Origin of the sequence: Vibrio cyclitrophicus (assembly GCF_024347435.1) — a bacterium.
GTDB lineage: Bacteria > Pseudomonadota > Gammaproteobacteria > Enterobacterales > Vibrionaceae > Vibrio > Vibrio cyclitrophicus.
Genome location: NZ_AP025480.1, coordinates 2,585,927 through 2,605,730 on the forward strand (window position 1 = coordinate 2,585,927; position 19,804 = coordinate 2,605,730).

16 protein-coding genes and 1 other RNA gene are annotated in these 19,804 nt (G+C 43.7%); 5 read left to right on the plus strand and 12 right to left on the minus strand.

Annotated features, from left to right (window positions below; translation table 11 throughout):
* Positions 1-11 precede the first annotated feature (11 nt).
* From dnaJ to grpE, 6 genes are all read right to left on the minus strand, one after another.
* The gene (gene dnaJ, locus OCW38_RS11445; RefSeq protein WP_010438932.1) at positions 12-1,160 is read right to left on the minus strand and encodes a molecular chaperone DnaJ; all 1,149 of its coding nucleotides are present in this window, start codon (positions 1,158-1,160) and stop codon (positions 12-14) included.
* A 306-nt stretch (positions 1,161-1,466) separates the two neighbouring features.
* Positions 1,467-3,380, minus strand: coding sequence for a molecular chaperone DnaK (gene dnaK / locus OCW38_RS11450; RefSeq protein ID WP_010438931.1), 1,914 nt, complete (start codon positions 3,378-3,380; stop codon positions 1,467-1,469).
* Between the two features lie 371 nt (positions 3,381-3,751).
* On the minus strand, positions 3,752-4,789 hold the full coding sequence (locus tag OCW38_RS11455) for a polysaccharide lyase family 7 protein (protein ID WP_010438927.1): 1,038 nt from the start codon (positions 4,787-4,789) through the stop codon (positions 3,752-3,754).
* 272 nt (positions 4,790-5,061) lie between these two features.
* Complete coding sequence (gene ltrA / locus OCW38_RS11460) at positions 5,062-6,345, minus strand: group II intron reverse transcriptase/maturase (RefSeq protein ID WP_140150525.1); 1,284 nt, start codon at positions 6,343-6,345, stop codon at positions 5,062-5,064.
* A gap of 798 nt (positions 6,346-7,143) precedes the next feature.
* Complete coding sequence (locus tag OCW38_RS11465) at positions 7,144-8,418, minus strand: dicarboxylate/amino acid:cation symporter (protein WP_010438926.1); 1,275 nt, start codon at positions 8,416-8,418, stop codon at positions 7,144-7,146.
* A gap of 359 nt (positions 8,419-8,777) precedes the next feature.
* Entirely contained in the window at positions 8,778-9,359 is a 582-nt protein-coding gene (grpE, locus tag OCW38_RS11470; protein ID WP_261894106.1) for a nucleotide exchange factor GrpE, read from the minus strand.
* 143 nt (positions 9,360-9,502) lie between these two features.
* Here grpE and nadK point away from each other — a divergent pair, with 143 nt between their 5' ends.
* The 3 genes from nadK (at position 9,503) to bamE (ending at position 12,861) form a co-directional block, all read left to right on the plus strand.
* Positions 9,503-10,387 carry an NAD(+) kinase gene (gene nadK, locus OCW38_RS11475; RefSeq protein WP_010438923.1) on the plus strand — a complete coding sequence of 295 codons (885 nt, stop codon included), beginning with the start codon at positions 9,503-9,505 and terminating at the stop codon, positions 10,385-10,387.
* A gap of 282 nt (positions 10,388-10,669) precedes the next feature.
* Positions 10,670-12,334: a DNA repair protein RecN gene (gene recN / locus OCW38_RS11480; RefSeq protein ID WP_016794135.1), complete on the plus strand. Its 1,665-nt coding sequence runs from the start codon at positions 10,670-10,672 to the stop codon at positions 12,332-12,334.
* Positions 12,335-12,501: 167 nt separating this feature from the next.
* A complete protein-coding gene (bamE, locus tag OCW38_RS11485) occupies positions 12,502-12,861 on the plus strand; it encodes an outer membrane protein assembly factor BamE (protein WP_010438918.1) in 360 nt (119 codons plus the stop codon).
* A gap of 199 nt (positions 12,862-13,060) precedes the next feature.
* Here the strand turns inward: bamE and OCW38_RS11490 are convergent, their stop codons facing one another.
* Positions 13,061-13,372 (minus strand): RnfH family protein, encoded by a 312-nt coding sequence (locus OCW38_RS11490; RefSeq protein WP_010438916.1) that lies wholly within the window; start codon positions 13,370-13,372, stop codon positions 13,061-13,063.
* A gap of 3 nt (positions 13,373-13,375) precedes the next feature.
* Positions 13,376-13,804, minus strand: a complete 429-nt coding sequence (locus OCW38_RS11495; RefSeq protein WP_010438915.1) for an SRPBCC family protein — start codon at positions 13,802-13,804, stop codon at positions 13,376-13,378.
* Positions 13,805-13,923: 119 nt separating this feature from the next.
* Here OCW38_RS11495 and smpB point away from each other — a divergent pair, with 119 nt between their 5' ends.
* Together smpB and ssrA are read left to right on the plus strand one after the other, a co-directional pair.
* Positions 13,924-14,409 carry an SsrA-binding protein SmpB gene (smpB, locus tag OCW38_RS11500; RefSeq protein WP_004735156.1) on the plus strand — a complete coding sequence of 162 codons (486 nt, stop codon included), beginning with the start codon at positions 13,924-13,926 and terminating at the stop codon, positions 14,407-14,409.
* A gap of 66 nt (positions 14,410-14,475) precedes the next feature.
* Positions 14,476-14,842, plus strand: a transfer-messenger RNA (tmRNA) gene (gene ssrA / locus OCW38_RS11505).
* Between the two features lie 191 nt (positions 14,843-15,033).
* On the opposite strand, the gene OCW38_RS11510 is transcribed toward ssrA, so the two are convergent.
* From OCW38_RS11510 to OCW38_RS11525, 4 genes are all read right to left on the minus strand, one after another.
* On the minus strand, positions 15,034-16,914 hold the full coding sequence (locus OCW38_RS11510) for an ATP-dependent zinc protease family protein (RefSeq protein WP_102265521.1): 1,881 nt from the start codon (positions 16,912-16,914) through the stop codon (positions 15,034-15,036).
* Between the two features lie 305 nt (positions 16,915-17,219).
* On the minus strand, positions 17,220-18,047 hold the full coding sequence (locus OCW38_RS11515) for a M15 family metallopeptidase (RefSeq protein WP_261894111.1): 828 nt from the start codon (positions 18,045-18,047) through the stop codon (positions 17,220-17,222).
* An 82-nt stretch (positions 18,048-18,129) separates the two neighbouring features.
* The gene (locus OCW38_RS11520; RefSeq protein ID WP_261894113.1) at positions 18,130-18,858 is read right to left on the minus strand and encodes a DUF429 domain-containing protein; all 729 of its coding nucleotides are present in this window, start codon (positions 18,856-18,858) and stop codon (positions 18,130-18,132) included.
* A 45-nt stretch (positions 18,859-18,903) separates the two neighbouring features.
* Complete coding sequence (locus OCW38_RS11525; protein WP_261894115.1) at positions 18,904-19,698, minus strand: YeeE/YedE family protein; 795 nt, start codon at positions 19,696-19,698, stop codon at positions 18,904-18,906.
* Positions 19,699-19,804: the final 106 nt, after the last annotated feature.

Genomic DNA, 19,804 nt, shown 5'->3' on the forward strand with positions numbered 1-19,804 from the left:
CCACGATCTAATTACTTAGTAAGGTCATCGAAGAAGTTTTTAACACCGCTGAAGAAACCTTCAGACTTTGGCTTATGTTTGCTTGCTGCTTCGCCACAGCATGTTTCTTCGAACTCACGCAGTAGTTCTTTTTGACGAGAGCTTAGCTTAACCGGTGTTTCAACCACTAGCTTAACGATTAGATCACCCACACCGCCGCCACGAACGCCTTTAACGCCTTTGCCACGCATACGGAACATACGGCCCGTTTGTGTCTCTTCTGGCACCTTAAGGTTTACACGGCCATCCAATGTCGGAACTTCAACTTCACCACCTAATGCTGCCATGGTGAAACTAACTGGTACTTCGCAGTAAAGGTTGTTGCCGTCACGCTCAAAGATGTTGTGCTCTTTTACGTGAACTTGTACGTACAGGTCGCCAGCTGGAGCGCCCTGCTCTCCCGCTTCACCTTCGCCAGATAGACGAATACGGTCGCCAGTATCAACACCAGCAGGGATCTTAACGTTAAGCGTTTTAGTCTTCTGTTTGCGACCTTGGCCATGACATGAGTTACATGGATCCTTGATGATCTTGCCTTTACCATTACAAGTAGGACAAGTCTGTTGAACCGCAAAGAAGCCTTGACGCATTTGTACTTGGCCATGGCCATGACAAGTGCCACATGTTTGTGCTGAAGAGCCCGCTTTAGCGCCACTACCATCACAAATATCACACTCAACAAGTGTTGGTACTTCGATTTCTTTAGAAACACCACGAACCGCTTCTTCTAGAGAAAGCTCCATGTTGTAACGTAAATCTGAACCACGTTGTGCTCGCGCTTGACCACCACCACGACGACCACCGCCGAAGATATCGCCAAATACGTCACCGAAAATATCGCCGAAATCACCTTGACCACCGCCGCCGAAACCGCCGCCGCCGCCCATACCGCCTTGTTCAAAAGCGGCATGACCGTATTGGTCATAAGCTGCTTTCTTTTGTGGATCGGTCAGGATCTCGTACGCTACTTTTACTTCTTTAAACTTCTCTGGCGCAGTATCGTCACCTTGGTTACGATCCGGGTGAAACTTCATCGCTAAGCGTTTGTACGCTTTTTTAATATCGCGCTCTGATGCATCGCGGCTTACGCCTAATACTTCGTAAAAATCACGTTTTGACATGTTCTAGGTCACCAAAATAATTGCTACTACCGAATGATCACTTCAGTAGTCTGTGTATCAATCTAGATAAAAGTTCTGTCGGCTGAAATACCGAATAAAGCTATTATCTAGATAGACAAGTCTAAATACAAATTTACGGGCGTTAGAGTTACCTCTGACGCCCGTATATTTAGAAATCGAAAAACGACTTTTTCTAAGCTAAAACACGTTAGTTCAAGGAGAAGGCACGGACTTTCTTAACCAACCAAAAGGTAAGTGTAAGTGAGTACCTTCGACGCAGAAATCACGTGTTATAGCGACGAAAAATTATTTTTTGTCGTCTTTAACTTCTTCAAACTCCGCGTCAACAACATCGTCGTCTTGCTTAGATTGTTCACCAGCGTCAGCACCTGCTTGTTCAGCTTGAGCTTTCTGTTGAGCAATTTCCATTAGCTTTTGAGCAGCTTGCATAAGTTCTTGAACTTTAGCGTCGATAGCTTCTTTGTCGTTACCAGACTTAACTTCTTCTAGTGCCGTGATAGCCGCTTCGATCTTCTCTTTCTCGTCAGCAGGTAGAGCTTCACCAGCTTCTTCTACTTGCTTCTTAGTGCCGTGGATCATTTGGTCAGCTTGGTTACGTGTAGTAACTAACTCTTCGAACTTTTTGTCCGCTTCTTTGTTAGCTTCTGCTTCTTGTACCATCGCTTCGATCTCTTCCTCAGACAAACCGCCTGATGCTTGGATAGTGATCTTTTGCTCTTTACCTGTTGCTTTATCTTTAGCAGATACGTTCAGGATACCATCAGCATCTAGGTCGAATGTTACTTCGATTTGTGGCATGCCACGTGGTGCTGGTTGGATACCTTCTAGGTTGAACTGACCAAGAGACTTGTTGTAAGTCGCTTGTTTACGCTCACCTTGAAGAACGTGAATAGTTACTGCGTTTTGGTTGTCTTCAGCTGTAGAGAACACTTGATCCGCTTTAGTAGGGATAGTTGTGTTTTTCTCGATAAGCTTAGTCATTACGCCACCCATCGTTTCGATACCGAAAGATAGAGGAGTAACGTCTAGTAGTAGAACGTCTTTAACGTCACCAGCTAGTACACCACCTTGAACAGCAGCACCCATTGCAACAGCTTCGTCAGGGTTCACGTCTTTACGTGGCTCTTTACCGAAGAATTCAGTTACTTTAGCTTGAACCATAGGCATACGAGTCTGACCACCAACTAGGATAACGTCAGTGATTTCGCCTACAGATAGGTCAGCATCTGCTAGAGCTACTTTTAGTGGCTCTAGAGAACGTTGAACTAGGTCTTCAACTAGAGACTCAAGCTTCGCACGAGTCACTTTGATGTTCATGTGCTTAGGACCAGTCGCATCAGCAGTAACGTAAGGTAGGTTTACGTCAGTTTGAGTAGTAGAAGAAAGCTCGATTTTCGCTTTTTCTGCTGCTTCTTTAACACGCTGCATTGCTAGTGGATCAGCTTTAAGGTCGATACCTTGCTCTTTCTTGAACTCATCTACTAGGTAGTTGATCATGCGGTTATCGAAATCTTCACCACCAAGGTGAGTATCACCGTTAGTTGAAAGAACTTCGAAAGTCTTCTCGCCTTCTACTTCATCGATTTCGATGATAGAGATATCGAATGTACCACCACCAAGGTCGTATACAGCGATAGTGCGATCACCACCTTGCTTGTCTAGGCCGTAAGCCAGAGCAGCAGCAGTAGGTTCGTTGATAATACGTTTAACATCTAGACCAGCGATACGACCAGCATCTTTCGTTGCTTGACGTTGAGCATCGTTGAAGTAAGCAGGAACAGTTACAACTGCACCAGTTACTTCTTCACCTAGGAAGTCTTCAGCTGTTTTCTTCATTTTCTTAAGAACTTCAGCAGATACTTGAGGAGCAGCCATTTTTTGGCCTTGCGCTTCAACCCATGCATCACCGTTGTCAGCCTTAACAATGTTGAAAGGCATGATTTCGATATCGCGTTGAACTTCTTCATCTTCAAAACGACGACCGATTAGACGCTTAATAGCGAACAGTGTGTTTTGAGGGTTAGTAACAGCTTGACGTTTTGCAGGTTGACCAACTAGCGTCTCGCCTTCAGTGTATGCGATTACCGATGCTGTTGTGCGTTCGCCTTCAGCATTCTCTAGTACGCGTGGTTTGTCGCCGTCAAGAACAGCAACACAAGAGTTAGTAGTACCTAAATCAATACCAATGATTTTACCCATCAGGCCATCTCCGAATATATATTATTTAGTTTTTTGCTATACCCACATATGTGGGGGTGGTAATCAGGGAATCAACCCTAATACACAAAATTAAAGTGCAAATGTAATTTGCTTTCGTATGCACCATAGATAAGGGCTGCAAACTGGTTTTCAAGGGAAAAAGTAAAAAAAATCTGATTTTTTCCCTATCTTTCTGCTTAAGAAGAAAAAGTAGCTCATCCCTTACGGTTTAAGGCGCCAAAGTTGACACATTCATGCGTTCACCTTCAGCAATAAAATAGTCGCCCTATTCTATTTCACATAAAAAAAGACCTTCACTAGGAAGGTCTTTTTCAAATAACGCTTGTTCAGTTAGTTAAGGATTCGCAATATTATTGATTGAGAATTAACTGGTAGAAGCTCGCTTGTGTGTAGTCACCCGCTTCCATACCACGCCACTCACATGCCGAACTCGACTTCTTAGTGTTACATTGATTGTATGCACCCGCTTTGAAGTACATCCAATCTTGACCATAGCCAAGATCAACGTCGTGTCCTTGATATTTACCTTTCGCCAGATCAACATCATATGTCTTCACAATTGGATCCGACGAGTTTGGATTCTTAGTAAACGTCAAGTGCATGATGTTATCTTTAATATTTACATCATATGAAAAAACTTCACCTAACTTAATGCCATCGCTAGGGTCAGAACTGCCCTTTTTCAAATTGTATTGACCAAATACATCATGGCGAATGTCTTTACGAAGTTTCTTTCCATTTTCATCTTTCGCGTTTTTCAATTCTTTCGGCGGGTTGAGCTCGTAGTTCCATGTTAATGAACCATGCTCATGCTCTGGTAGTTTACGGTAAACAATTTTAAGAGGTTCATTGTCCGAGCCGTGAATTTGCCCGATGACGACTGAAAATGCGCCTGTTTTATTGTAGTTACCACTGGTACTCACCTGATCGACAGAAAGCGTCGCCGTCATTTGGCCGCCAATAGAGCCAAACTCTTCTGCATTCTTATGGCTCGAAATAGCAAAGTTGTTACTCGGAGCTGAGTAACTATCCGCCAGCATTGCTCTTAGCTCACTACGAGTGTTCTTACTGTTTGGTGTCGTTGGTGCCGTATTCGGAGCCACAAATACCATCGCCCCAGATTCTGCATCAGTGTAGAACCATTTCGGGTGAACGTAAGGTGTGTCTACATTCGACAGTTCTTTCTTACCGATCTCTAGCGTTTTGCCTTTTCTAGATCCTTCGGTCGTTAACTCAGGTAAGTTAATTTTCCATTTAGATAAATCAAAGTTTTGTGCTGGTGCTTTTGCAGGGTCAAGATCAAATTGTTGACCAACATTGATATTTGAAGCGAGAGCTGGAACAGCTAAAAGAGTGGCCGTCAGTAAGCTAAGGTAAGACAACTTCATTATTGGGTTTCCTTTATGTCGTCAGAATGTAGGTTGTCAAAACAATAAAATAATATTGTATTATTATATGTGATCGAGATTAAATATTGAAAATTGATGGCCTATTACGGTGCCAGAAAAAATAAAAAATGAGACTTACACCAGATACTCCCTATCGATTGACTAACCAATTCAACAGATCCGACGCACTTTATGACAGACACATCGAGTAGGGTGAGGCGTTACCGCCTCATCCCTCTCACAGAACCGTACGTACGGACCTCGTATACGGCTCATGCACACTTCCATTCAGCATATTGGCTGAACACATACCCTGTCCTTATTGTCCCAAGATTTACCAATCCTTGGTCATTAAACCATTGATTTGGCATCGCATAGCTTGATAGTGGACTCGCTGCACTGACCCAACTTGTCATTGAGATATGCTGGAACGGCGGCTTATACCCTAACTGTTTTAACTTTCGATGTAAGCGTTGAGGCTTCTTCCAAAGTTTCAACTGGATACTACGCAGTCTTCTTCGTAGCCATCCTGCTAGTCTTGAGAACTCCCTGCTGCTATTGGTGATCCTGAAGTATTGGCTGAACCCTCTTAACACTGGGTTTAGATCTTTTATGACTTGCTCAAGTGGCTTACCGCACCCTCGCTTCGTCATTCGCTTTAACTTGCTTTTGAACACTTTCAGTTTTTTAGTTTGAATGCGGGTAAATTGACTCCCGATTTCTACACCTAAAAACTTCACGCCATCACTGCTGTGCGCTATATGTGATTTCGTCTGGTTCACTGTGAGTTTAAGCTCTCCTTCTAAGATCTTCGTCGCTTGTGCAAGGGCATTCTCTGCCCCTGCCTTGCTACGACAGAAGATGAGTATGTCATCCGCATAACGAACGATCCTATGGCCGCGCTTTCGCATTTCCTGATCGAACGCATCAAGGTAGATATTGGCTATCAAAGGACTGATAACACCACCTTGTGGACTTCCTAGCTCTGTCTCCTGCCAACTACCGTCTATCATCACCCCACTTTTTAGAAACTGTTTTATCAGCTCTAATACACTGCTATCTGTGACTCGTTTTCTGATGCTTTTGATAATCAACTCGTGGTCGAGTTTGTCAAAGCACTTCGACAAGTCCATATCTACAACGTGTTGTAACCCGTAACGCCGGATGAACATCGTGGATTTGTTGATTGCATCGTGACAGCTTCGATTCGGCCTATACCCAAAACTTGATGGGTGAAATTGCTCTTCGAAGATGGGGGTGAGGATATCGTTGAGCGCTTGTTGGACAACTCTATCCCTAACTGTTGGGATCCCGAGCAATCGCACCCCTCCGTCTTCTTTGGGTATCTCTACCCGTTTGACTGGCTGAGGTTTGTATTGCTTGGTTTTAAGTTCAGAGAGGAGTTGATCGAGGTTATCACTCAGATTTTCGGCGTAGTTGCTCAGGCTCTGCTCATCTATTCCAGCCGCGCCTTTCGCTTTCTTTACCTTTTTAAACCCTTTATACAGCCTCTCTTTGTTGAGTAGATGACCATATAAGCTGTAATAAACTCGCACTTTCTCTCCTTGGATTGTGTGCTGTGTGGGGACAGGTGTTTCATCTTCAGCGTGGGTGTTATTTCTCTCTGCTGTTCAGCCTTCTAGCTCAGTGGCAATTTACTGAAGTGAGTCAGAGTTACTCCCCTATACGGTTTCTTAGCGCAGTATCTTGCTTCCACAATCAACCAAACTAGGAATACCCCGATAGCGATTCGGTTTGGGTATCACTGAAAAAAAAAAAACATCTGTTCATCACAGACTTAAAGTGTACTTCCTCCCTTCGCAACACTGAGTGCTTTTGGCATTTCAGTGCTCCATCAGACTTGATGCTGCTGGTCAGCTAAGTTTTCTCCTCCACACCATTACTGGGCTTCTCTGGCTTAGCCTTACTCACTACTACGGATTCATCTGCCACCTCGCACCAACACACCTCTTAGCTTTCGCTTCGAGTTTGTGCTTCCAGACTGTCTGGATGTGGTGTCAGGCTTCCCCAGTTACTGCACTGGCTCCCTGTTAACAATGCCACCCTCAAGCACAGCATAGGTCTGACTGAGTATAGGGCTTCGCGCTATTTCGGACGCTTACCCACCTATACTGCCGAAGCAGGTTTACTTGCGTTGTGTACTGCTAACTTCCTATCGCTTCCTTCAGACCCTGCCGTTAGCCAACAACGCCCTTGCGATTCGGATTATCTTCCCCTCAGTCGGGGTGATTCAGGTTTCTTTCAACCTGACGGGTTTGCCAGCTTCGCTGGGCAAACAAAAAAGCCCCGCTCTCATTGAGCGAGGCTTCCAATTATCAAATCTTAATTAGGTATTAAGCTTCTGCTTTCTGTAGTTCAGTTTCTTCGTTCTTTTCAACGCCGATTGCGCCTTCAGACTTAGCAACGATAGTGTTAACCGCTGTATCACCTACTACGTTAGAAGAAGTACAGAACATATCGTTGATACGGTCTACTGCAGCAATGATAGCTAGACCTTCTGGTGGTAAACCTAGTTGGTGCAAAAGAACACCGACCATTACAACACCGCCACCCGGAACACCACCAGCACCGATAGACAGTAGCAAGATAGTTAGACCAAGAGTAAAGATGTCAGCAGTGTTGATTGGTTGACCGAATGCGTTTGCTACGAACATTGTCGCTAGTGCGATGTAGATAGATACACCAGACATGTTCATTGTCGCGCCTAGTGGAACACCGAAACCAGCCACTGATTTAGATACACCAAGCTTTTCAGTTAGGGTGCGCATTGTTACAGGAATTGTCGCATTCGAACTTGCTGTTGATAGTGAGAAAAGGATTTGCTCACGGATTGCACGTAGGAATTGCTTAGGTGTAATACCTGTCGCGATGCCAACCATCATTGGGTAGAAGAAGAAAATCCAGAACACTAGCATTGCAACAACCAGTGCTACATAACCAGCTACCGACATTAGCGTGTCTGCATCAAGTGTTGCACCTAGTTGAATCATCAGTGCGAATACACCAAACGGAGCCAGGCTCATTACTAGGCCGATAAGCTTCATCATGATTTCATTAGCCATCTTGAACGTTTTGATCGCTGGACCACCACGTGAGTCAAGCGCTTGAATAGCAAGGCCTGTCAAAATTGCCATGAAGATAATTTGTAGCATGTCGCCACTTGCAAACGCCTGAACAGGGTTGCTAGGAACGATATTTACAACTAGAGAGAAGATATCTGGAGTTTCAGTTGTTGTTAGTTGAACTGTCTCTGAAATCGTACCCGCTAAGTCTGCGCCTGCACCTGGTTGGAAAATAAGGCCAACAGTGAGAGCTGCAGAAATCGCGATGATGGTGTTGATAATGTAAAGAGCAAAAGTCTTACCACCTAGGCGACCGAAAGAACGGATGTCTTTCAATTCAACGATTCCACATACAATAGAAACGTATACCAGCGGAACAACCAATAGTTTGATCAAAGAGACAAACATCCCACCGACACCTTCTGCTAAACCAAGCAGGTAAGTATCGAATACCGCAATACCGCTGAATAGGTACTGAATAGCAGTACCAATAAGTAGGCCAGCAAACAAGCCTACAAAAATCTTACTTGAGAGCGATTTATCCATCGTTCTTCTCCAGTTTGTTGTGTTTGAAATTTGTACTTTTATAGTTATATATGCGACCAAAATCGCTATATTGCAGTGGATTTTACATACAACAATAACAATTAAAAGTATTTATTTACAAAAACATTACAAATGTGACATCAAAACATTTCACAGATATCAACTAGTTTCATAATATAAAACTCTAAATTAATAATCTGGGTAAAATTAAAGGAACGACATTCTTAATGCACCAATGATGACTATTTACGTGGATTCTCAAGTGATAGGCATAAAAAAAGAGAGGCATAAGCCTCTCTTCTCATTTCACATTAATTAGTGAATTATTTCGCGACCGCTAAAAGTCACTTAACGATAAATTACTTAGCAACCATTACCATCGCAGGGCGAACTACACGACCGTTTAGCTCGTAGCCTTTTTGCATCACGAACATAACCGTGTTTGAATCGTGGTCAGGGCTCTCTTGAATAGACATCGCTTGGTGGAATTCAGGATTGAACACTTCACCTTCAGGATTAATCTCTTTAAGGCCAAATTTAGCAACAGTATCTACGAATGTTTTATGCGTTAGCTCAACACCTTCAAACAATGGTTTAACCACTTCGTTTTCTGCATCTGCAGCTTGCATTGCACGCTCTAGGTTGTCGATCACAGGAAGTAGACCTTCAGCAAATTTGTTCAAAGCGAATTTACGCGCTTTATCAATTTCTTGCTCGCTACGACGACGCATGTTCTCAACTTCAGCTTTTGCGCGAAGAACAGAATCTTGCTGCTCTTTCACTTTAGATTCGCTAGAAAGCAGTGCCGCTTCTAGTTGAGCAATTTTTGATTCCTGCTCATCAGCCTCGTCTTCATTCAGTTCAGCTTCTTCAACTTTCTCAGCTTCAGCAATGATCTGATCTAGTTCTTCTTCGGTTACTTTGTTTTCTTCGTTGCTCATGATATCTCCAGAATTCGTTTTCAATGCCAGTGACAGGCGTGTTTGCGCCTCAAATTGATATAAAACACTCGCATAGACGTTCAACTTGCCTTTATTATGGGGATGAAGAATTTTGATTCAAGCCTAATTCGTTTGGAAACGTTATGAAAAAGCCATTTGAAGTCATCGCTATTATTGGTAAACCTCGAGATCAGCAAGCAATTCAGACTCATAGAGAGCTCTATCAGTGGTTAAGTACTGAGGGTTATCAAGTATTTGTTGATGATAGGCTCTCCAGTATTTTGGACGATATCCCACAAGAACATTTTTCTAGCCTGATTGAGTTAGGTAAACGAGCCGATCTCGCAATTGTTGTGGGTGGTGACGGAAATATGCTCGGTGCGGCTAGAATATTGTCGCGTTTCGATATTTCAGTCATCGGTGTGAACCGAGGAAACCTTGGCTTCCTAACCGATCTCAACCCTGAAAACTTCCAAAGCGCACTTATCGATGTACTCAAAGGTGAGTTCATGGAAGAAGAACGCTTCCTACTAGAGACTGAAATTCATCGTCATGGCCAAATAAAAAGTCATAACGCAGCGCTCAACGAAGCCGTACTTCACCCAGGTCAAGTCGCACACATGATCGAGTTCGAAGTGTATATCGATGACAGCTTTGCGTTCTCACAGCGTTCTGATGGTTTGATCGTATCGACTCCAACGGGTTCAACGGCTTACTCGCTTTCTGGTGGTGGCCCTATCTTGTCATCAAGCCTCAATGCAATCTCGCTAGTGCCAATGTTCCCACACACGCTTTCAAGTCGTCCATTAGTGGTTGATGGCAAACGTCGTATTAAACTTATCGTATCGCCTGATAACCGCGGCACTCAGGAAGTAAGCTGCGATGGTCAAATTTCACTGCCTGTTTCTCCTGGCGATGAGATCCACATTTACCAAAGCCCGAATGTACTCAAGCTGATTCACCCTAAAGACTACAACTACTACCATGTCCTACGTAACAAACTAGGCTGGTCGAGTAAGCTGTTCTAATTGAATTAGCGACTCTGGCATTAGACGAAAATTTGAAAGGTTGACGATGTTCGTCAGCCTTTTTTTTGCCCGTCGAAACCTTATAAGTCCTCATAGCCCTAATGTACCTCCCCCCTTCACGCCCAGACTAAGTTGGGAATCTATAGCGGTTTCAGTAGCCTACAGGCAACCTCAATTCTGAGATCTGTCACAAAAAAATTTCACCTGTCGACTTTACTGTATAAAGAAACAGTATATACTGAGCTTATATACAGTGTTGTTCAGTTATACAGGTAAATAAAAATGCTGGCTCATTTAAGTGTTAATAATTTCGCTATTGTTAAGTCTTTACAGCTAGAACTCTCTAAAGGCATGACAACAATCACCGGTGAAACGGGTGCGGGTAAATCTATCGCTATCGATGCTTTAGGCTTATGTCTTGGGGGAAGATCTGATGCAGGAATGGTAAGACAAGGAGAAGATAAAACCGAAGTCAGTGCCGCTTTTTTACTTGAGAACAATCTGCACGCTACACGCTGGTTAGAAGACAATGAACTGCTTGATGGCAGTGAATGCATCCTACGCAGAACCATCTCCAAAGAAGGTCGCTCTCGTGCATTCATCAACGGTAGTCCTGTCCCTCTTTCACAATTGAAATCACTAGGGCAGTTGTTGATCAACATTCATGGCCAACACGCGCACCACCAGCTGATGAAAAGCGACCACCAAATGGCCATGCTTGATCAATACGCAGGCCACTTAAACCTATTGAAATCGACACGTAATGCTTACCAAGCATGGAGACAAGCCGATAACTACTTAAAAGAGTTACGTGAAAATAGCCAGCAAAACCAAGCTCAAAAACAGCTTCTAGAATATCAAATCAAAGAGTTAAATGAGCTATCTATTGGGGAGGAAGAATATGAAGACCTCGAACAAGAGCATAAGCGCCTCTCCAATAGCGGAGAATTGGCCTCAACCTGCCAGCAGGCTATCGAGCTTATTTACGAAGGCGAAGAAGTTAATGCGCTTAGTATTCTGCAATCGGCCAATCACTCCCTAATTCAATTAGCTGAGCTTGATGAAAGGTTAGTTGATCTGCCCAACTTACTCTCTGAAGCCATCATTCAGATTGAAGAGACCAACAGTGAACTAAGAACCTACCTAGACAGCATTGATGTCGATCCAGGTCGTATGGTTTACGTTGAAGAACGCTTCTCAAAAGTGATGTCGATGTCTCGCAAGCATCACGTGTTGCCAGAAGAGCTTTACAAGCATCACCAAGATTTATTACAACAAGTTGAAGCGCTTGATTGTTCCGATGAAAAATTGGATGAATTGGCAAACGAGGTAGAAAACCAATACCAATCGTTCGTTGCTAAATCAGAGAAGCTTCATAAATCTCGAACTCGTTACGCAAAAGAGCTCAACAAGCTGATCACGCAAAGCATGCACGAACTGAGCATGGAAAAAGCACAGTTTGCCATTGAAGTGAACAACACCAACACACACCCTTCTCCATTGGGTATGGATAATGTGACCTTCATTGTTTCGACCAACCCAGGCCAACCAATGCAGCCCATTGCTAAAGTAGCCTCTGGTGGTGAACTTTCACGTATTTCATTAGCGATCCAAGTGATCACAGCGCAAAAAGTGGACACACCAAGCCTGATTTTCGATGAAGTCGATGTGGGTATCAGTGGGCCAACAGCAGCAGTTGTCGGAAAAATGCTACGTAAGCTGGGCGAATCGACACAAGTAATGTGTGTGACGCACTTACCTCAAGTTGCCGGTTGCGGTCACCAACAACTGTTTGTAGCGAAGAACACGAAATCAGGTAAAACCGAGACCCAAATGCACACGCTTGATGAGCAACAACGCGTCTCAGAGCTTGCTCGACTGCTTGGTGGCAGCCAGATTACCGAATCGACACTGGCCAACGCAAAAGAGTTATTAATCGCTGCTTAGGTTACATATTCAGCAACTTTCTGATAATTTACCGAAAAATCTTGGCAATTTTGCAACTTAATTCAAAATTGCCAGTCATAACAAGCTCAAAGCGCAAGGAGCTTTTTACTTCTTGCTGGAGCTTGTTTATTATCAGGCAGTATTTTAGCGAAGAAAGATCTCAGACTATGCGAATTAAAAAGTGGTTAGTTGCAGTTCCACTTGCACTAACAATGTTGACCGGTTGCTCTCTACTAGAGAAGTTGGTTTATCGAATTGACATCAATCAGGGTAACTATGTTGAACAAGAAGCTGTCGATCAGCTGAAGTTTGGCATGACAAAAACACAAGTTCGTTACGTTATGGGCTCACCTATGCTTATCGAAAATGGCTACCCAGATACGTGGTACTACATTTACCACCACACAAAAGGCCATGAAGACTCGATTCAAAAAAATCTTGTTGTTAACTTTGATGCAACGGGCACCTTAGTGACGATCAATGGTGATTTTGAAGCCAGTGATGAATTCTTCGAAAGCCTTCGCTAGCTTTCAACCAACAAAGCTTTCCAGTCAAAAGCTATCAGTCGACAAAGCTCTCAGCCGACAAAGTAAGAATCGCAAAAGCCTGCTCACATGAGCAGGCTTTTTAATATCCTGTAACAAATTAATCTTCATTTTCAGGCTAACGGACACAAAAAAGCTCGCCAATATAGCGAGCTCTCTTCTTACTCAAATTTGTTTAGCATTACGATTTAGCTGCAGCCGCTTTTGCTTGTTCAGCACGCTTACGGCGAATCTCTTTGGGATCAGCTAACAATGCTCGATAGATTTCGATACGGTCTTTATCGCGAACCGTCGCATCTAACTTAACGTTGCGGCTATATACGCCAACTTTATTTTTCGCCAAGTCGATTTCTGGATACAACTCTAAAACACCAGACTGCGCAATAATCTCTTCAACGGTCGCGTTCTTATTTACCACTAAGGTAAATACACGCTGCTCATGTGGAAGCGCAAACACAACTTCTACGTGGATCATATCTGATTCAATAGTCATGGCTTAGTAAACCTGTTTCGCTCGTTGAGTAAAAGCACTGACCATATTGCTTGTCAGTTCATTGAAAATCTTGCCAAATGCCATTTCAATCATTCGACTAGAAAATTCAAACTCTAGTTTAAGTTCAACCTTACATGCTTGGTCGTCTAGAGGAGTGAAATACCAGCCCCCCTCCAGCTTCTTAAACGGGCCATCTACCAGCTCCATTAAAATTTCAGCACCATCCGCCATTCGATTCGACGTAGTGAATGTTTTACTGATACCAGCTTTAGAGACATCAACCGAAGCCACCATCGCGGAATCTGAAGATTCGATCACACGAGAACCAGAACATCCTGGCAAAAACTCAGGATAACGAGCAACATCATTGACCAAGCTGAACATCTGGTCGGCACTAAAAGACACTAATGCTGAACGAGTAACCTTTGGCATATAGACTCCTGTTAAAGACAGCGTTACATTAACACAAACTGCAATTTTAATTGTATTGGGCCAGAGCGCAAATAAAAAGGATTCCCCATCTAGGGCGCATTCAGTATAATGAGGCCATTATGGCAAAGAATAAATCAAAATCAAAAGCCGGTAGTAATACCATTGCGCTTAATAAGAAAGCTCGCCACGAATATTTCATCGATGATGAGATAGAAGCGGGGCTTGAGCTACAAGGCTGGGAAGTAAAATCCCTACGTGAAGGCAAAACCAATATCGCAGAAAGCTACGTATACATCCGAGATGGCGAAGCATTCATCAGTGGTATGACGATTACTCCGCTAACTCAAGCGAGTACTCATATCGTGGCGAACCCAACACGTATCCGTAAACTATTAATGTCGAGAAAAGAGCTCGACAACCTTATCGGTCGTATTAACCGTGAAGGCATGACACTTGTCGCAACCGCACTTTACTGGTCTCGCTCTTGGGCGAAGATTAAAGTTGGCGTAGCGAAAGGTAAAAAGCTGCACGATAAACGTACTGATATGAAAGAAAAAGATTGGGCGAGAGATAAAGCACGAATTATGAAGAGTAATTTGCGTTAATTTTAAGCACTTAAACGCACAGTGCTAGACAGGCAAAGCTTTTCTGGTACTATGCAAATAACACTTGGGGCTGATTTAGGATTCGACAGGAATTTTGAAGTCTGAGGTGCATGCCGTGGGGCGGTTGGCCACGTTAAAAGCCGCAAAAAAATAGTCGCAAACGACGAAAACTACGCACTAGCAGCTTAATAACCTGCTCAGAGCTCTCTTACCCTAGCTTCCGCTCGTAAGACGGGGACCAATAAGAGATCAAACCCAAACTAGCTAGCGCGGATTCTCCCACCTGAGAGGAAAAGCGCGAATTATAATTCAGGTTAGCCTTTAACTAGCGTGTCGGTTCGCAGGTTGCTGGTGAAATTAAAGATCGACTAAGCATGTAGTACCAATGATGAATGATTTTTGGACGCGGGTTCAACTCCCGCCAGCTCCACCAAACGTTTGGAAAGGGCCAACTCGAAAGAGTTGGCCCTTTTTTTATCTTTATTTTACTAGCCATAACAAGGAAAGTTTCTTTTTAACAGTGACTTACCTTTAGCACGTCAACAATAAAAAACCACACATCCCGTTGCTGAAATGTGTGGCCGTCTAGAACTGTTATCTTACGAACTTAGATAAGTTCAGGCGTTAATCCATCTCGCCCAGCAAGTAATCTTCATTACTGCTCACTACTGCGCCGTGCTTTAAGAAGTTCTTACCTAGGATCATGCTGTATTCAAAGCGAGAGCGATCTTGAAGGTTTACCCTTACCTCTTTCTCTAAGTCACCTAACTTAACCTTCATTTCGACGACAGGGCGAATGTTCACCTTCTCGCCTTTCTTGGCTTTAATACGCATCACATCAATCACTGGCTTAGTGAAATCTTGCTTATCGCCTTGGTTGTTTTGATAGGTAAAGCTCACCATGTCTTGGCCGTCTTTCTTAAATCGTTTGATGTTGACTGCGTTCATTGAGCTTACATCTGCGCCAGTATCCAACTTGGCCGGGAACTTCATGCCGTTGACTTCAACAACTTCTATATGCCCCACTTTAAACAAAGGCTCCGATTTCAAAAGATAATCAGATCGAGTATTCACATATACCCCATCTTTCGCCATCTTTTTGCCTAACACGAAGTAGGACTCTTTCTCGTTGCTATTAAGTACGTCGATAGCAAATTCTTGTTGGCGAACTTTACCAGCACCTAAAAATTCACCACTTACAACTGGGCGAACGTCATCCCCAACTCGAAGCTTTTTGATTATTTTCTTAATGACTTTCTGTTGCTCACCATTCGCATCAATAAGGAAGAATTCAACGGACGCGTCTTTGCCCTTCCCTGTCATTTCAAAACTATCGACTTTGAGTAAAGGGGTATTTACGGTGAATGAAGCAACTGCCTTCATAGGAAACCCATCTAAAGTGATATCTTCTTCCGGTGAGATGATCAGTGGCTCACTTTTTTTCGCGACATCGCTGAAACTCTCGGAGCCTTCAGAGAGAATATTTTCAGCGTTGGTATCAATCATGAAAAGTTCGCTAGCGGTGCTGGTTCCAAACCTCAACTGTGACTCACTACTTGAACGGTCACGTAAGTACACTAGAACATCTTTAGTGATGTTTTCATCGAGTTGAACAGGTACATACACCAAAGGTCTCTTCTTACCACTCACGCTCAACATACGAACTAATGGCAGTGTCATTCCTTTTTGCTTACCGTCGTTATCGACCATATCAAACGTGACTTCATTGTTTTTCTTGTCTACATCGATATTTTTTGAATGCAAAATACTGTATCGATTCTTTAAAGAGAAGGTCGCATTCATCGCCATTCCTGAAATAGACACCACCTCTTTTCGACCTACCACTGTCGCTTTTTCCTGCTCTTGCAAGTAGTCATAGCCTGCGAACACTAGCGCGTTATCCGCAAGGAAGGTTTTACCAATCAGCACTGGCGCAGAGAAATGGCTTCTGTCGGTCAGGTTAACATCGGTTTTTAGCTCTTGGTCTGCAATGGTGAGCGACATTTTTACGGTAGGACGAAGTAAAGGCGTGCTGCTGGTGCGGCTGCGTATCATGCTGACACGCTCTAAAGGCGCTTCGATTGATACCATGTCTCCCGTGCGTGGATTTTGAACCTTAAAAGACACCACAGCTTCATATTTCGTAAAGGTGCTGCCATCCCAATCGTCGTAATCAACATCGGAATTGTTCAGCAGGTCTTCGGTTAACGCCGCCATCAACTCTTTGTCTTTAAGGTTCTTGTAATCGGCACTCGTGCTCTTCACATGAATGTCTTCCGCATGCATAGAGGTAGTTTCTGCACCAGTATCGATTTTACCAATGAAAGGAACGTCTTTTAGCCCTTGAACGCTAGAGAGGTATACATTCTCAGTACGGCCTAATACCGCCTTGCCATCCAATTCATAAGTTGGGTTTTGAGTCGTGTGCGAAGTGTCTGTAGCCAAAGCATATTGTGAAAAAAGTAGCGTACTTAGAAGAGTTAGAGCCAAAGGTATCTTTTTCATTAGTTGGTCCGTTGTGATCAGTTCACTAATAATACTGGCGTTTCGGCGAAGAGTTCCCCTACCAGCACAGGTTCTCACATAACGTTAACGCTATGAGTTTTTCAATGACAAACCGATGACTTTGCAGAGCAATACCTTATCGATTATTGACTAATGGATACCCAATAACCTTTTTAATGCCTGGTGTTATATTGAAGAAATGAATATAAAAAAGGCCAACGACATACGTTGACCTTAGCGATTCAAAGCACACCTTAAGCAGGCTTAACTTGCTAAAACACAAACGGTTCTAGATAAACATAGCACTAAAAAGTCCCGACTGTTTTCTTTGCACAGATAGCGCGAGCTTTTTCTGCGTTCTCACCTTTATTTTTTGAATCACTGTGGTTCTTATTTAAACATTGTCGGTAAGATTCGACGTAACGCTCAAATAACACCTTTGCTTCAGGTAGAGGTTTATCGAGCAGTTGGGTAACGAACTTTCTTGATCCAACCTCAAAATGTTGAGTATCGATTGGGCTATTCCAATCCCCTCCCCAGATCATAAAGCCATGATGGGCGAACAGCTCAACCACATCTTCTGCCATGCCTCGACGTTCAATTTCATCACGTGCGCGAAAGCGAGTACGGTTCACATAGCGAGTCGCAGATTGTGATGGTTTTACCGTGATTCTTCCGTTGCTATCGAACGCTAAGAAAGGGTTTTGAACTGGGTTGATGTCGATTGCCACACCATAGGCATGTTTCGACCAACCACCTCCACCAGTGATAGGCCGAGCGTTAAAGGCACTGCTGTTGTTCGCGTCCATTGAGGCGTTGTCGTCACCGTTAAACTCACGCATAAGGCGAGCAGAATGAAGCGGGAAATTACGCTGTTTTAACTCTGACAAGATTCGCTCAACTGAAGGTGCAATAACATCGAGCACAATCATATTGCCCTGTTGCGTTTCCCCTTTGAAATTAATGAAATCGAAATCCACTTTGGATAATCGCTCACAACCGACAGGCGCACCACTGCTCAAGACGTTGTTCTTTTTCATCATGTCGCATTGCCATTGAGATATAGGGGCAACTTGGGCATAACTCGCAGCACTGAGCACAGTGGCCAGCAAGCCGACAATAAAACGTTTCATATCAAAGACTCAAAAATAGTAAAAGTGAAAAGTAGCAGAAGTTGGAAAGTAACATATTAAGCCAAGTTGAGCGCACGCTTTGTTAGCGCGTTTTGTTCCAATAAACAATCTCTCGAACTCGTCCGTTCTGGTCGACATCCGCCTCTCCACCAACATCTGAAGGCTCAGGTAAGGTCGATAGTTGCGGAGCGTAATAGGCAACCAACATAAGTACGAACGCATCGTAAATATCGTCTATCGCGACGTCTTTACGCTTGGTATTTGAAATGGCCAACGACAAGCCGTCACACCATTGAGGGGCGAGTTGCTGAATAATAGAAAGCCGTTCCTCTTTGCCTTCTAGTGTTCGTTTGGAAAAGGTCAACGGTTCGCCTTTCAAAGCTGCAAACACGACCTCAGGATGTGATTCTCTTATAGAAAGATCTGGATGAGCTTCAATGAGTTCATCAAGCTCACGGATCTTGGGCACAATTCCCCAAGTCTGTTTAGAAAACTTCTTATCAAGCTGCTCCACATTTGCACTGCACGCCGCAATGTAATCGGTTTGATAAACCGCCTCACGACACGGTACCGGAAACACCGAAGATCCACGTTTGCTGGTAAGAAAACGCCTTGCTGCTTTGTCGCATAATCTATCCGGAGTCTGTGAATCGCTAAAACCAATCGGCATATCGATTAACGTTGTTGCTCCCGTAAGATCGTCAAGCAACTCATCTAGGGTCTTTACCACCTTGAACTCAGGTGGCTCATTGCCAGAGACAATCCAAGCGATCCACCCCGCCTTGCAGCCATCAATTCCGATGTATTTCATTGTTTTCTCAAATTGCAAACTTACACTAGCTTGTACTTTCGCTAACTATCGACTTTGAATCAACTTAACTCCGGTATATATGCCAATAATGATACTCAACACAGAAAATCCACCTGCTAGAGAAAGCACTGGCATCGCCACTAACAGCTGAGTATCATTCCCGCCACCAGCCATTACGGCTCCAAAGCCCATAAGCATCCCTGCAACTAAGTGTTTGCCAAATCGACGTATAGAGCTCAGCCTCAAAGAAAACGATCCAGTAAATAACGCGGCGCTAACCATTCCAACTAACAGCGAGATCATCAATATAAAGCGTTCACTGCTTGGCCAAGCTTCAGCTCTTCCATGCCAGAGTGAAGTCCCCATAGATTTCAACAACCCACTTGGCGTCCAATGTGGTTCATAAAGGAATACAAAGCCTGCCGTTAACCCAATCCCCAGCATTGATAACCATAACTTACGATTTACCGCATTCATGAAATAACAACTCACCACAATTGTGAACGAGATACTTCCAAGGAATACGTATCTAGAAAATTCGGACAGTACCAACCTAGCTCCTTTCAACTCCGAAGGCAAAACTGGAGCAAACACCAACCAAGCAACAAACCAACCGAATATAGTCGCCAACATAACCACTTCGCCGCGAGCTAACCGACTCACTGTAGAAACCCCACAACCACTGTTGATTGCCGCGCCAATACCAAACAGAAAGCCACCAAGCAATGAGAACAAACTCGGCCAAAATGCAGTGGATAAAAGCCGCCCTTCTACGACAGAACCTAGAGCCATAGAAACCCAAGCCAGCGAACCACTAAACACAATCGCGATGATGAACATCGGTGATCCGTTTATTGCCTCCTTTACTCCTCTCACCATACAAAGGCCCGTAGTTTGGGCAAGATACCCCAACAAAAAGATGCAGAGTAAAGCAAGAATAAACAAC